At 48.7% G+C, this 14,465-nt stretch carries 15 protein-coding genes; 1 reads left to right on the forward strand and 14 read right to left on the reverse strand.

Features of this window, described 5'->3' with window-relative positions; all coding sequences use genetic code 11:
- Positions 1 to 255 precede the first annotated feature (255 nt).
- Genes Q0R17_RS08665 through Q0R17_RS08680 form a run of 4 tightly spaced genes read right to left on the reverse strand, consistent with a single transcriptional unit; the run spans position 256 to position 4,059 of the window.
- Positions 256 to 1,947 carry a glycoside hydrolase family 9 protein gene (locus Q0R17_RS08665; protein ID WP_293934079.1) on the reverse strand — a complete coding sequence of 564 codons (1,692 nt, stop codon included), beginning with the start codon at positions 1,945 to 1,947 and terminating at the stop codon, positions 256 to 258.
- 3 nt (positions 1,948 to 1,950) lie between these two features.
- Positions 1,951 to 2,853, reverse strand: coding sequence for an ROK family protein (locus tag Q0R17_RS08670; RefSeq protein ID WP_293934081.1), 903 nt, complete (start codon positions 2,851 to 2,853; stop codon positions 1,951 to 1,953).
- A gap of 28 nt (positions 2,854 to 2,881) precedes the next feature.
- Positions 2,882 to 3,556, reverse strand: a complete 675-nt coding sequence (ung, locus tag Q0R17_RS08675) for a uracil-DNA glycosylase (protein ID WP_374759861.1) — start codon at positions 3,554 to 3,556, stop codon at positions 2,882 to 2,884.
- The gene (locus Q0R17_RS08680) at positions 3,553 to 4,059 is read right to left on the reverse strand and encodes a PilZ domain-containing protein (protein ID WP_293934084.1); all 507 of its coding nucleotides are present in this window, start codon (positions 4,057 to 4,059) and stop codon (positions 3,553 to 3,555) included. The genes ung and Q0R17_RS08680 overlap by 4 nt, the downstream gene beginning before the upstream one ends.
- Before the next feature lie 140 nt (positions 4,060 to 4,199).
- On the opposite strand from Q0R17_RS08680, the gene Q0R17_RS08685 reads away from it, so the two are divergent.
- On the forward strand, positions 4,200 to 5,246 hold the full coding sequence (locus Q0R17_RS08685; protein ID WP_293934087.1) for a carbonic anhydrase family protein: 1,047 nt from the start codon (positions 4,200 to 4,202) through the stop codon (positions 5,244 to 5,246).
- A 120-nt stretch (positions 5,247 to 5,366) separates the two neighbouring features.
- Here the strand turns inward: Q0R17_RS08685 and Q0R17_RS08690 are convergent, their stop codons facing one another.
- The 10 genes from Q0R17_RS08690 to lpxD form a co-directional block, all read right to left on the reverse strand.
- The gene (locus Q0R17_RS08690) at positions 5,367 to 6,149 is read right to left on the reverse strand and encodes an RNA methyltransferase (protein ID WP_293934090.1); all 783 of its coding nucleotides are present in this window, start codon (positions 6,147 to 6,149) and stop codon (positions 5,367 to 5,369) included.
- Positions 6,150 to 6,424: 275 nt separating this feature from the next.
- Positions 6,425 to 7,831, reverse strand: coding sequence for an HDOD domain-containing protein (locus Q0R17_RS08695; RefSeq protein ID WP_293934093.1), 1,407 nt, complete (start codon positions 7,829 to 7,831; stop codon positions 6,425 to 6,427).
- A complete protein-coding gene (locus Q0R17_RS08700; protein ID WP_293934096.1) occupies positions 7,819 to 8,538 on the reverse strand; it encodes a class I SAM-dependent methyltransferase in 720 nt (239 codons plus the stop codon). Before Q0R17_RS08700 ends, Q0R17_RS08695 begins: the two co-directional genes overlap by 13 nt.
- Positions 8,535 to 9,431: a flagellar motor protein MotB gene (motB, locus tag Q0R17_RS08705; protein ID WP_293934099.1), complete on the reverse strand. Its 897-nt coding sequence runs from the start codon at positions 9,429 to 9,431 to the stop codon at positions 8,535 to 8,537. Before motB ends, Q0R17_RS08700 begins: the two co-directional genes overlap by 4 nt.
- 22 nt (positions 9,432 to 9,453) lie before the next feature.
- A complete protein-coding gene (motA, locus tag Q0R17_RS08710; protein WP_293934101.1) occupies positions 9,454 to 10,314 on the reverse strand; it encodes a flagellar motor stator protein MotA in 861 nt (286 codons plus the stop codon).
- Between the two features lie 123 nt (positions 10,315 to 10,437).
- Positions 10,438 to 11,013 (reverse strand): ribonuclease HII, encoded by a 576-nt coding sequence (gene rnhB, locus Q0R17_RS08715; protein ID WP_293934238.1) that lies wholly within the window; start codon positions 11,011 to 11,013, stop codon positions 10,438 to 10,440.
- A gap of 2 nt (positions 11,014 to 11,015) precedes the next feature.
- Positions 11,016 to 12,185 (reverse strand): lipid-A-disaccharide synthase, encoded by a 1,170-nt coding sequence (gene lpxB, locus Q0R17_RS08720; protein ID WP_293934103.1) that lies wholly within the window; start codon positions 12,183 to 12,185, stop codon positions 11,016 to 11,018.
- Position 12,186: 1 nt separating this feature from the next.
- Positions 12,187 to 12,963, reverse strand: a complete 777-nt coding sequence (gene lpxA / locus Q0R17_RS08725) for an acyl-ACP--UDP-N-acetylglucosamine O-acyltransferase (protein WP_293934106.1) — start codon at positions 12,961 to 12,963, stop codon at positions 12,187 to 12,189.
- Positions 12,964 to 12,979: 16 nt separating this feature from the next.
- Positions 12,980 to 13,432 (reverse strand): 3-hydroxyacyl-ACP dehydratase FabZ, encoded by a 453-nt coding sequence (gene fabZ, locus Q0R17_RS08730; protein WP_293934109.1) that lies wholly within the window; start codon positions 13,430 to 13,432, stop codon positions 12,980 to 12,982.
- Positions 13,432 to 14,460 (reverse strand): UDP-3-O-(3-hydroxymyristoyl)glucosamine N-acyltransferase, encoded by a 1,029-nt coding sequence (gene lpxD, locus Q0R17_RS08735; RefSeq protein ID WP_308446355.1) that lies wholly within the window; start codon positions 14,458 to 14,460, stop codon positions 13,432 to 13,434. The genes fabZ and lpxD overlap by 1 nt, the downstream gene beginning before the upstream one ends.
- Positions 14,461 to 14,465: the final 5 nt, after the last annotated feature.

The following is a 14,465-nucleotide window of genomic DNA, read 5'->3' on the forward strand; positions in this document are numbered from 1 at the left end:
CAATGCCGAGTAAACACGCGGGGTGCACCCCAATCCTATCAACTTAAGCAATCCGCGATTCGTAGGGCGGGTGTAACCCGCGAGTCATACTGAAAAAAACGCGGGTTGCACCCGCCCTACGATGTTTCAATGCTTGCAATAAATAGATCTAAGTTGATCGCTTGAGGTTTAACGATCAACAATGTCCTTAAGTTGATGCTCCATCCGCCCTAGACTATTGATGATGCGTTTGACCAAGAGACATCATCAGAACATTTAATCTTTGCCAATGCGTGTACTCAGCGCCAAGAATAGCCATGCCCCATGCGGCATCCATTGCTCTGTCCAGCGCCAGCTATTTGCCATTGTGGCGATCTCTGATTTTTTAAAATCAATATCATTTTCATCATCCAAACCACTGGTAATGCCATTACATACGCCGCCTGGCGCGTTATAAAAGCCCACTTCGTAGCGTGGATTATTGCGCCCCCAGCCCTGCAACATGCAGGTATCAAATGGGTTTGCCCCCAAGATCCAATCTAGACAAGCTTGCTCGTACTTCGCCAATTGTGTGACTAGGGGCGCTTCTGTAGTAAAGACACGCTGCGCCCTTGCAGCAGCCGCCGCAATCGAGCCTAAACGGGCATTCTCACCCTGCCACCAATAACCCGTACCATTATCATGTGGAATAAAAAATTGCGCTTGACCAATATTCCCTTGTTTTACAAATTGCCGTGGATAGCCAAAAGGGTTATTTACGCTATTAAAGGTTATGGCGAACTCAAACTGGTAGGCCAAACGTAGTGTTTCTCTGATGCGCCCAGCCAAGGGTGAGGCGGGAACCACTTCGATAAAACGCATCAAGGCGATATAGGGCAGACCCGCTTCGGCGGCATGGAAGTAGCTACGCTCGCCATGGGCATCGGCGGTAAACCACCCCTCCGCCGTTTGTCGCTCCAACAGATTTAAAACTCGCCGTGCAGCTGCGTCTGCATAGCAAGCACTGCCGCTCACTGCCAGTAGCTCGCAAGCAGCGAGCAAGGCGCAGTAATCGTCAATAATGTTTTCTGTATTGTCACTTAAGTATTCAAGATTGTGCTGCTCAAGATGGCTAAAGCCCAACTCGGCCGCCTGTAGATATTGCTCACGAGTAAATTCACCGTCGCGGCGCAGTGTGGAGGCCCGCGCCAGCGCCGCAATCGCCATGCCGCCACCTTGGCGAAACGCCGCCTGATAGCTATCAAACTTTTCGCCTTTTTGCGTTTTATACTCACAAATATCACGGCGGTTTTCGTCTTTAGACCACTGATCAAACACCGTCATATAGAAGTAGCCAGCGGTATCTTGCATACGCAGTAGATAATCTGCGCCGTGCAGCGCTTCATCGGCAATTCTTTCATTAAACCATTTGGATTGCGGCGACAATTGCGCGTGGCCATCAATCAGATTCCACACTACTTGCGGCGTTTGCTGTGGATTCATAAAATTAGCGTAAGACAAATGGCTTAAATACTTAGAGCAGTCTCCCGATGCGTCATACCAGCCACCATGCACATCACGGCGCTCTTCGCTACCCCACTTTGGGCGGCTTTTATCGGCCTGCTCATACAGCCCCGTACAACGCTGGCCTTTGATGTAATGCACAATATCAGACAGAATTTGCTCAGAAAAAACCCGCTTTGCTACAGCAAAAGTGGCAGACACCAAGGGCGGGCTGATCTCATCCAGCAGCAAAAAATACTCACCCTCAACGGCCAGCGCAGAGAAATCGGCCACCCAATAATGCCAAGTTCCTGCTCCCCAGTTATCCACCCCACCGCTTTTTTGTAATTCTCCAGCAAAAGCCAGCTCGCGCGATGCGGCGTGGTAGATGCTAAAACGGCGAGCTATTAAATCTGCAGGCGCATCAATAATGGCTTTTTTCTGCCCTGCCAATTCAAAACCAAGGTGATTTAAAAGTATTTTCATTTCTTATAGGCTCCCTTTTAGCGCTGAAACAGAATTGGAATTTAGCCAGTTGCGTACTGCCCCTAGCATCCCCGCATGATTGCCCGCCGAGGCTAATTCAATTTGCGTCATAGACTGAAAATCTGGCAGTAGCTGCTGCGATACCGCTGCCCTAATATCTTGCAAAAATGGTGCGCCACGGCCAGCAATTCCACCACCTAAAATAATCTTTTCTGGATTAAAGGCATAAATTAAATTGGCGATGCCGGTGGCTAATAGCGCCAGCCAATCTGCCACCACCGCTTGCATCACCACATCCCCCGCGTCCACACGGGCAAACACCGCTTTTCCATCTAAGCCCAGCTCGCCGCTTGCGGCCACTGCCCGCCGTACCAAGCCCGACATCGAAGCTTGCGACTCCCAAACCTGCCCGCCGATATTCATATAGCCCCACTCGCCTGCGGCAGCGCGATGCCCACGATGTAAATGCCCTCCTAGTACAATGCCGCCACCAATACCCGTGCCAATCGCTAAAGCTAAATAATCTTGCACACCTTGCGCCGCCCCCGTCCAGCCTTCGGCCAAGGCCACACAATTCACATCATTTTCTGCCGTAACGGGCAGGCCAAACTCGGCTTCAAACACGGGGATCAGCGAAATACCTGGGTACTGAGGTACGGCTTCCGCAGCGCCTAAAACGGTGCCTCGCTTTGGCTCAATCAGGCCAAGGCTACTGATAGCAATGCCACAGGGTTGATATTGCGCCACCAAAGGGCGCGCCAATTCAATCAACCGCACCAACAAGGCGGGGCCACCGTCACTAGCGCAGGTATTTTGACTATGCGCGGCGATCACTTCGCCGGTATTACTCACTACGCCGTACTTTATTTGCGTGCCGCCTATATCAAAGGCTAAGAGCTGGGGCATAACATTGTTCCATCAACGAATTAATTAACTAAATCTTTATTTCCCAATTAATTGCAGTTTTACCCCGTGCAATTAAATATTGATTGGCGGCCGAGAAATGTCCATTACCAATAAAACCACGATACACCGAGAGCGGCGATGGGTGGGCCGAGCATAAAATGCAATGCTGGCTACTATCAATCAGTGCTTGTTTTTTTTGTGCGTAAGCGCCCCATAGCATAAATACCAAATGCGGGTAGCGCTCGGCCAGCGATTTGATCAAAACATCACTTAATCCTTCCCAGCCCTGCTTAGCGTGCGATGCGGCGCGATCCGCCTCCACCGTTAACACGCAGTTCAATAACAAAACCCCCTGCTGCGCCCAGCTTTCTAGATTGCCATGCTGTGGTGGGCTATGCCCCAAATCTCGGGCAATTTCTTTAAAAATATTAACTAAAGATGGCGGCGTTTTCACACCTATTGGCACCGAAAAGCTTAATCCGTGCGCCTCGCCAGCACCGTGATAAGGATCTTGCCCTAGGATCACCACTTTAACGTTTTCAGGCGCAACACTATTAAGTGCCGCAAACCAAAGGGGCTGTGGCGGGTAGATAGTTTTACCGGCAGCAAGCTCCGCCGCTAAAAACGCATTGAGCTGCTGCCATTTTGCACTGGCCAATACCTCGCCCGCTAAGGCTTGCCACGCTTCAGGCAAGCGCATCATGCCGCGGCTCCACGCTCGGCATGCACGATGCGGCGATGGTTTCTAAATACGGTGCGCTCAAACCAATCGCGTAAGGCTTCTTCTTTTAACTGCAAGCGAGCAGTGATGGTATAGCCTTGCCCACTCACTACACATGAAATAATTTCGGCAGGCAATTGCAAGGAAAAAGGCAGTATATGCGAAAGACTTAGCGTCAGCGCGCCATGAGCGCCCACCGGCAAAGCCGTAGCATCTAACCAAGAGATCGTTTCTAAACTAATAACGGCCTCTTTGGCTATAGGTAAATCTTGGCTTAGGTGCTTGGCAGTCCAAAGCAGCATCAAATCCAGCTTGGCATGCAAAGCCTCTTGGGCGTGATTGCGCTCATCGCTACTGGCTTCAAACTCAGCCAATACCGCCAGATAGCGCGTGGCTTCAAATGCGCTTTGCTGCAAAGTGGCATGCCAAGCAATCGGCAGGTGAGCAAAAAAATGTACGCCATCAGGAATAGGAAGCTGATTCATAAGATTTGAACCCAAATGTTGTTTTACAAATTATAACGCGGCAACCTTGCCATTTTGCTAGCAAATTTGCATCAAACGTCAACAGTTTCTTGCAAAAAGGCCTATAAAAACATGAGTAATATTGACTTGGGCCTGATGTCATGCGCTACTTTGCACTGTTCTTGTGTTTAATGTTTGCTTTAGCTCGCGGCAATGAGCCTAGCCACGCGGCGGCCCCAAGCAAGGTGGAGAGTAAGCCTAGTCATGAGCCACCGGCTAGCCATGAAGCAGCAACTAAAGACGTGCCCAAGGCCAGTCATGACGCACCCGCCAAAGCCGCGCCAAAGCCCAGTACTGCAGAGCCACCCGTCAGCGAAATACTCACCCCCCCTATACATGCCGCGCCCCCACTGGGCAAGCATGGCATCCCCAATCCAAGCGTGAGCCATGCCCCTAAAAAACGACCAAGCCACGCCCCAGCGCATGGTACGGCCCATGCACCATCAGGGCATGCCGCCCCTCATGAGGGCGGGCACTGGGCTTATGAAGGCAATACAGGACCAGAAAACTGGGGGGGGATGAGTCCTTCATTTGCTTTATGTAGAGAGGGCCGTGAGCAATCACCCATTAATATTACAACCAGCTACGCGCAAGAAATGGAGAAGATAAAATTTAACTACGGCATGACTAAGATTACCGTGGTTAACAATGGGCACACAATCCAGCTAAATATTGACCCAGGCAGCTTTATTGAGGCGCTAGGCGCTAAATACCAGCTCTTGCAGTTCCATTTCCACACCCCAAGTGAAGAAGCCATTGGCGGCATCCGCTACCCTATGGTGGCCCACTTGGTACACAAAAGTGACGATGGCAAGCTGGCCGTAGTCGCCGCGCTCATTCAGCAAGGCGCGCAAGACAATCCTTTAATAGAAGCGCTATGGGACAAAATGCCAAGCGAGCATAATGAGACCCGCACCTTTGACAAGCTCACTTATAGCCCCGCCGCTCTACTCCCCCTTGATCAATCTTTTTATACTTTTATGGGCTCACTCACCACGCCGCCTTGCTCTGAAGGCGTGCGCTGGCTGGTGATGAAAAACCCTTTAAGTATTTCTGCCCGCCAAATTGCTCGTTTTAGAAAAGAATTCCCCATGAACGCCCGACCAATTCAAGCGATTAACGCTCGAAATGTGATGGAGGGGATGTAGTTACATCACAAATCATTGGCCACGAAACACACAAGAAATTACCTGATTATGAACAAGAGCCACAGTGCTGCCACTTAAACCAAGGCAGCTAGATATTTATTTTTCGTGTACTCAAGACTATTAAGCGCAACTCAGGCTCACTTGCCTTTGCCGCTCGTAGCAAAGGATCGCCGCAGCGGCGGCCACATTCAGCGATTCAATCTGCCCACCCATAGGAATCGTCAAGCGCAAATGAGCTGCGGCTTGCATCGCTGCAGAAACCCCAGCGCCTTCTGAGCCAAGAACCAAGGCTAAATTTTGCGCAAGATTAACGGTGTAAGGCGGCACGGCCTGCTCTAGCACCGTTACCGCTACCGCGCCGTTAAAACCAGCAGCAAAAGCAGGCAAAGCCATATGCTCAAGCATATCTAAAACAAAATGCGCCCCCATGCCTGCACGCAATACTTTAGGTGACCAAATATCTGCACACTCATCGGCAAGCAACACTTGATCCACACCAAATGCCGCAGCGGTACGCAAGATGGTTCCTACATTACCAGGATCTTGCACGCCATCCAGCAGTAGGCAAAAGCCGTCTTTCCTTACGGCCTTTGCTGCGGGAATGGCGTACAGCCCCATAATGCCAGTGGTGCTGGGTAAATCGCTTAATTCGGCAAACAAAGCCTCATCCAAGACGATTTGCGGCACAGTAAACCGCAGCAATAAGGATTGCACTTCGGAGTTTTCTAAGGCGGCGGGGGTTAAAATAATTTTTTCAAGCAAGCCACCTACATCAGCCAATGCCAATAATAAATGTGTGCCATCTAACAGAGTTTGCCCTGTTTTACGCCGCTCTTTACGGCTAGTTGCCAGCTTTAAAAGCGTTTTAAAAAAGGGATTCTGACGGGAAGAAATAAGCAGCATAGATAACCTAAGATATTACACACAACGACAATTTATCCACGAAAAACACTAAATACACGAAAAAAATGCAATGCGCATGGTCTCTGCTCGAACAACTTTTCATTTTTCATCGGGATAACAAGATTTATTGATCGTATAAGTGGTTTATTTTAATCATTTATTGTTAGGGAAAAACTCAGAATGCAACTAATGCGATATCTATTAGTGATTTTGGGCATTTCGTGGATTACGTTTTTTTTAACCTTGCTGCGTAAGATCCGCAAACCAAGACAAAATCATCTTGACTGGGCAGGATGATGGGATAAAGCACGGCTAGTCAGTAAGCCAATTTGCTTAAAATGCTGGTAATGTGTTTCAGTGAGGCTATCGCCCCCCTGTCTATCGGCATAGATAATCCCTACTGCCTTGTCACCAACAAAAATAGACATGGCGCAAAAATCATTATGCCCAACTTGCTTTCGAAAGCCGACGGGCAGCATTGGTTCTAGCGAAGCGGCGTTGCTGGGATTAAACCAAATACTCTGCTGCTTAAGCATGAGCCGCGTCAGCAAATGCGGCTCATCCAACTTAATATGCAGCTGGCGAGCAGGGTCTGCCGCATCTAGGCCATGGGCAAAGCGCGCTTTAATTGCATTTTCGCCCGCCACCAGCAACGCAAATAAAATCCGCTGCATACCCAGCCCTTCAGCAAGCGCACGTACCGCTAAAGTCATAATTTGATTGGCCGGAGCACCTTGAGCGCCCGCCAAATGTAAGGCCTGCATTCGCTCCGCAAGAATATCTTTTTCAACTTTTATCTCAGCAACAGCGGCCACCGCTGGGGTCGGTGCAACAGGCAAAGGCCACTCACCAGGCAACATCGGCAACCAGCGTGCAGCAGGCCAGCCTTGTTTTTGTGGCTCATTCCTTGCGTAAAACAGCATCAAGCGATTAGTACGCTGCCAAACATCATCCACGCTGGTATTTAACACTTCAGCCATCTGCTGTAACAGTTTCGCAACCTCCGGCTGCCACCAGCCACGATCAAGCATAGTGGCCAAGCGTAAAGTGGCGTGCTGTAGCAATTGCCGAGGCAAAGCGTCCGCTTCTGGTTCTGCCAGTAAAACACTTAAGGCATGGGGCAAAGACCAAGCCGCGAACAAAGCATGGGCGTGATCTCGCCCATGCGGAGCCGTTGCATCCGTATCGTGCGCTAAAAGCTCCAGCAACTCGGGTATGCGACTTAGTAAGGCAGAGATAAAAATTTCATCTAAGTGTGCGTCATAGCGCTCCCCAGCAAATTCACGCGCCATTTTTGCCATAAAGCGGCTATCGCCAATCAGCTTATGGATTCGAGCAATGCTGCGCGGGTGGCCTTGTAATACCTCCTCCAAAATAGGCATTTTTATAAAATGCTCAATAAATGGCGCAACGCCCATCAGCATCACAATGCCATTAATGGTGGTGATATCCGCAGACAAGCTGTTTTTTTGCCGCTGATTTATGTAACGTAATGCTTGCGCAGTCAGTAAAGGATCTTTTAAAACAATATCAGCCAAATCTGAGGGGTGGAGCCGATCTGCACGCCGCAAGGCCACCAGCAATTGCTCTTTACTGGATTGCAAAATAGGCAAGCCGCGACGTGCCCAATAGGCAAGCCATGCAACATTACTTTTTGCTGCGGTTTGAGCTAGATTTTCCATACTAAAAGTCGGCTGCCTTTCCAGTCTCCAATATTACAGACGCGCTCTGGAGGCACATTGGGAATATCAAAGCTATTGCTAATTAATAGGCTACCGGGGCGCATTTCTTTTTGCGCTTTTTCCCATAGCAAGCCCATTGGCTCGGGAGATAAATAAGCATAAACCACATCGTACTCTGCCAAATCGGCAGCAAAGGCATCGCCATGTTGCCAGCCCGCGGGGCTATTGGCTAAACGAATTCGGCCAAGCAGCCAAGGCAGCCAAGCAAATTCAATCCCATCCGCCTGTACATCCGGCCTATAGCGCACAAACCAAGCTAACACAGTGCCAGTACCCGCACCAATATCCAGCAAACGTGCGCCTTGCGGCACTTGTTTGGCCAATTGTTCTAAAGATTGGGTGTTACTCAAGTACAGCGGTACACGATTGCGTAATACGCCGCCAAAGATCATCCAGCACAATAAAAATGCTGCCAAATACCAACGCGGATCAATGGATAGGCTGATCGCCAACAAGAGCAAAAAAGGAAATGCCAAATGAATCAGACACCACCATTTTCTATCGTGCCAACGTGTTGCGGCAAGCGCAGAAAAAACGCCTGCAAAAAGTGCCCAATATAAGGCGGGCCAGCGTAAAATAAATACACATCCAGATGCGGCTAATATTGCACCTAATTGAATCAGCGCAAAACGAGCGGCTTGTGTCATTTAGTCGGCTTTGGAATGGTCGCCGTATTTTCGACTTTCTCTTCTTGCCCTTTGCCTGCCTGCTCACGAATATTGCTTTCTGCATCGTGATTCAAAACCACGATACTGATTCGGCGGTTAATTGGATTATAGATATTGCCTGTATCTAACGGCACAACATCGCCAAAACCATTGACGCGCAATATTTTTTTATCTGGCAGCCCCCCAGCCACTAGTTCACGGCGCGACGAATTGGCGCGATCAGCAGATAGCTCCCAATTGCTATAGCCATTATCGCCGCCGGCAAATTTAGATGAATCGGTATGCCCAGATAAAGACACCGAATTAGGCACTTCATTTAAAAACTGGGCAATTTCTTGCAACATGCCACGGCTAAAGGACTCTAGCTCTGAGCTACCCGATTTAAACATGGGGCGATTTTGCTCATCCACAATTTGAATTCTTAAGCCTTCCGACACCATATCCATCTTTAATTGATCTTTAAACTTAGCCAAAGCAGAGTTTTCTTTGACTTTGCTGTCAATCAAAGCTTCAATTTTTTGTTTTAATTCAGAGAGGCGTTTTTTATCTTTGGTGGCTTCAGTAATCACATCGCCTTTCTTAACTTGCCCCGCTTGCTGGGTAAGATCATTGCCACCCCCTTTAATCAAAGACGTAGCATCCCCTGCACCATCGCCCCCCGACATCGAGACTTTCAGCGGGTTGGCAAAGTAGCTGGTAATCCCTTTCATCGTTCCTTTGGATACCGAACCTAGCAACCACATCAACAAGAAGAACGCCATCATTGCCGTTACAAAATCGGCATAGGCAATTTTCCAAGCGCCACCATGATGACCATGGCCACCTTTTTTGATGCGCTTTACGATTATGGGGCGTTGTGAATCATCGCTCATTTTGCACTCAACCTATCTGTGATTACTTACCCTTAGCATTCTTAACATGCTCTTCCAATTCTTTAAAACTAGGCCGCTCGTGAATGCTTAACGCTTTACGGCCAAATTCAACCGCAACTTGCGGCGCATAACCATTCAAACTTGCCAGCAAAGTCACTTTTACCGCCTGAAATGCAATACTCGTCGCCAGGCCCTGCTTCTCGAGTACGGTTGCCAATGGGCCAAAAAAGCCATACGCCAGCCAAATCCCCATAAAGGTTCCCACCAAGGCGGCCCCAATCAATTCACCCAGAGCAGGAGGAGGCAGGTGTAAGGAGCCCATCACGTGAACCACCCCCATAACCGCAGCCACAATCCCGAACGCAGGCAAACCATCGGCAAGCTTGGTTACCGCATCTACGGCCACATGCGCATCAGCGTGGTGCGCTTCTAGCTCTACATCCATTAAGTTTTCAATTTCCATTGAATTAAGATTACCCCCCACCATTAAGCGCAGGTAATCACATAGAAATTCGGTTAAATGGTGATCGTGTGAAACGGAAGCATATTTGGAAATAATCGGGCTGGAATGCGGATCTTCAATATCGGTTTCGATCGACATTAAACCTTCTTTACGCACTTTTGAGAGAATCTCAAACATCATGGCAAAGAGATCCATATAAAACGGCTTGTTATATGGTGAGCTTTTAAACATAAGGGGCAAAGCCGCAATCGTGGACTTCATCCCCTTTGCGCCTTGCGCTGCAATCATTGCGCCAATCGCACCGCCGAAAATAATAATCAATTCGGAGGGTTGCCAGAATGTCCCCAAGTGCCCGCCGTGTGCTGCGTAAGCGCCCAGAATACAAACACACATGAAAATATAGCCAATAATGACGAACATGCGTCAGCTTCCCTGTGATGACTTAATAAAATAACTTACTTAAGATGCATATTAGAAGATTGATTAGTGCGCTACAACCAATCAGATGGATTAAAACGAAATGAATGAAACTTTAATCTATTTTTACCAAAGTGCAACTTGTGCGCTGGCCTTTATAACCGGACCAAAGCTTTTTCTATGCACGGGGCAAGGGCCAAGGCGTTTTAGAGCCTCTAAATGCTGGGCGGTGGGGTAACCCTTGTGCTGGGCAAAGCCATAACCGGGATATAAAGCTTCAAGGGATTCGATCTCTCGATCACGGCTCACTTTGGCTAAAATTGAAGCCGCAGAGATACACGCCTCCAGCGCGTCCCCTCCCACAATAGCCCGCCCTGCCACGGTTAAGCCCTTAGGCACTCGATTGCCATCAATTAAAGCCTCAGCAGGCACAACAGCAAGACCAGCAACGGCGCGCTGCATGGCTAGCATAGAGGCATGCAGAATGTTTAATTCATCGATTTCTTCGATTGAGGCCTGCGCCACCGACCATGCAATCGCACAAGATTTAATGGCATCAAACAACACATCGCGGCGCTTAGCGCTCAATTTTTTAGAGTCATTTAAACCTGGCAAGTCATAGTGTTGCGGCAAAATAACCGCTGCCGCATACACCGCTCCCGCCAAAGGGCCTCGTCCTGCTTCATCCACACCACAAATCAACTTCAAACTTTCACCCCTAATACAGCGCAAACCGCATCGGCAGCCCGCTCGGCGGCATCACAACGCAGGCTATGGTGCAAATCGGCAAAACGGGTACTTAATGCATTAGATAAACGCTTATCATCAAACAAATTAGCCATAGCTTGCGCCAAATTGTCAGAAGTTGCATCGTCTTGTAATAGCTCAGGCACAATAAACTGCCCTGCCAATACATTAGGCAAACTAACATAAGGCAGGCGTAATTTTCTTTTAACCATGCGATAGGTTAATGGCGATAGGCGATAAGTCACCACCATCGGGCGTCTTGCCAGCATCGCCTCTAAGGTTGCGGTGCCAGATGCTAGTAAAATCACATCCGCCGCCTGCATAGCCTCATGCGCATGACCAAACATCAAACGAAACGGCAGCTCTTGCGCTCCTTGCTTCCAGATTTCTCTTTCAAACAATAAGCGGGTTTCGCGCGTCACAAATGGCACTAAAAACAGCGCATTTGGATAGCGTTCAAGAAGTTTTTTTGCGGTTTCAACAAAAAGCGTGGCCAGCATTTCTACTTCGCTTTGTCGACTACCTGGCAACAAAGTAAATACAGCCCGCTGATCGGGGATTTCTAATGCTTCACGCACAGCAAGCTGATTAGGTTCCGCTGGAAAAATCTCAGCCAGCGGATGCCCAACGTAGCTGGCAGGAATACGCGCATCCCGGTAAATTTGCTCTTCAAAGGGAAATAACAGCAACATGTGCGAAACGCATTGGCCAATTTTTTTTAGCCGTTCAGAACGCCAAGCCCAAACAGATGGGCCAACATAATGAATAGTCGGCACGCCTGCTTGTTTTAGTGCTTTTTCTAAAGAAAAATTAAAATCAGGTGCGTCAATGCCAATAAATAAATCTGGCTTATTCGCGAGCAATTGTTTTTTTAATTGCCGCCGAATTCGAAGTAACTCTGGCAAATGCCGAATCACTTCTAAATAGCCACGCACCGCCAGTTTTTCCATTGGCACAACCGTGGCACAACCTGCACTTTGCATTTTAGGGCCGGCAATACCAAAGAATTCAGCGTGAGGTAGGCGTTTTTTAAGTGCCAAAATAAGCTGGCTGCCTAATAAATCGCCCGAGGCTTCTCCGGCCACCACCGCAATGCGCGGGCGGCCTTGAATATGGGATAGCTGCATATTAACGGATAATTCCGCGCGTAGATGCTGCAAAGAAATCGACAAAGGGCTGTAGCTCGGGTTGAGTCAAGCACTGCTCCTCAAGCATTTGACGTGCATCTACAAAAGGAATGCTTTTGCGATACAGCGTTTTATAGGCACGTTTAATATTAGTAATTTGTTCACTAGTAAAACCGCGGCGCTTTAATCCTTCGCTATTAATGCCATTAGGCACGGCGCGATTACCCGCAGCCAATACAAATGGCGGCACATCTTGCGCCACTGCCGCAGTAAAGGCAGTCATTGCATGCGGCGCAATTTTGCAGAATTGATGCACGGTGGTAAAACCACCCAAAATCACCCAATCACCGATATCCACATGGCCCGCTAAGGTTGTGTTATTGGCAAAAATGGTGTGATTGCCAATTTTGCAATCATGCGCAATATGCACATAGGCCATAATCCAATTGTCATTACCAATTTGAGTGACGCCCTCATCCTGAGCCGTACCCGTTGAAATAGTGACACTTTGAAAAATAGTATTGCCATCGCCAATAAGCAGCTTGGTAGGCTCACCCGCATATTTTTTATCTTGAGGATCACAGCCGATACTCGCAAAAGAATAGATGCGGTTATTGCTACCAATGCGGGTATGCCCACTAATCACGACATGCGCTTCTAAGCGCGTACCTGCGCCAATAGAAACGTGCTCGCCAATCACGCAATATGGGCCGATCTCTACATTATCTGCCAGCGTTGCGCCGTCATGAATAATGGCGGAAGGATGAATTTTAGACATTTAATTATTCTGCCAATTAGCGCTTAACATCGCGCTGAGCACACATCAAATCGGCCTCAGCAGCCAGCTCGTCACCAACAAAGGCTTGCGCTTTGTATTTCCAAATGCCGCGTTTATTGGCGGTGATTTGTACGCATAAAGTCAATTGATCACCTGGCACCACTTGACGCTTAAAACGCGCATTATCAATGCCCGCAAAGAAATACAGCGAATCTTCTGAAGGAGGCACCTCTAAACTTTTATACGATAAGACGCCCGCGGCTTGTGCCAGCGCTTCCATAATCAACACACCAGGCATAACCGGATATTTTGGAAAATGGCCCTGAAAAAATGGCTCATTAATGCTGACGTTTTTAATTGCTTTAATAGATACGCCCAGCTCCATTTCTACTACGCGATCAATTAATAAAAACGGATAGCGATGCGGTAAGCATTTAGCAATTTCTAAAACATCCATAATTTGATTCATTACTCTGATTCTCCAACCGGCAACTGAGTGTGCCGTAGTTCTTTTTCAAGTTGCTTAATACGTTTAGCTAAATCGTCTAAATGCCGCAAATGTGCAGCATTATGTCGCCATTCATCGTGAGTTTGCATCGGGTAGGAGCCAGAATACACACCTGGTTCACGAATTGTTTTAGCCACCAAAGTGCCACCCAATACGGTGGTGCCATCGCAGATTTCTAAATGACCTGAAATCATCACCGCGCCGCCAATTTGGCAACGTGCGCCGATTTTAGTTGAGCCTGCAATCCCTACGCACGCGGCCATTGCGGTGTGTTCGCCAATTTCAACGTTATGGGCAACTTGGATCAGGTTATCAATTCGTGCGCCATTGCCAATCACAGTATCACTAAGCGCGCCACGATCTACCGTAGTGCAAGAGCCGATTTCCACGTCATTGCCAATCAACACGCGGCCAAGTTGCGGGATTTTTTCCCAATGATCCCCTGCCCATGCATTACCAAAGCCATCCCCTGCAATCACGGCATTGCTATGCACAATGACTCGGTCCCCAATAAAAGCACCGCGATGAATGCTGCTATTAGGATGAATTAAACAATCAGTCCCAATCTCAACCTGCTCGCCGATATAGGCATTCGCCATCACGATGGTTCGCTCGCCAATTTTTGCACCCGCAGCAATCACGGCGCCTGGGCCAATTTGTGCGCTAGCCGCAACAATGGCGAAGTCATCCACAACCGCACGCGGATGAATACCCGCCACGGCCACCGGCTGCGGGTATAGCAACTGAGCCACTTTAGCAAAATAAAGCTGGGGATCACGGGTTGTAATATGCGGGCGATCAAGTGCTGCGCTTTCGGTGGGGCGGACAATAAACGCCGCAGCAGAACTACTTTGCAATTGGGCACGCAGACGAGGGTTAGCTAAAAAGCTAATTTGCCCCTCCCCCGCTTGATCTAAAGATGCCACGCCAGAAATGACGATATCGGCACCATGAAGCTCACCACCCAACAATTCAATTAAATAAGACAAAGAGA

The organism is Iodobacter sp., from assembly GCF_025352645.1.
Lineage (GTDB): Bacteria > Pseudomonadota > Gammaproteobacteria > Burkholderiales > Chitinibacteraceae > Iodobacter.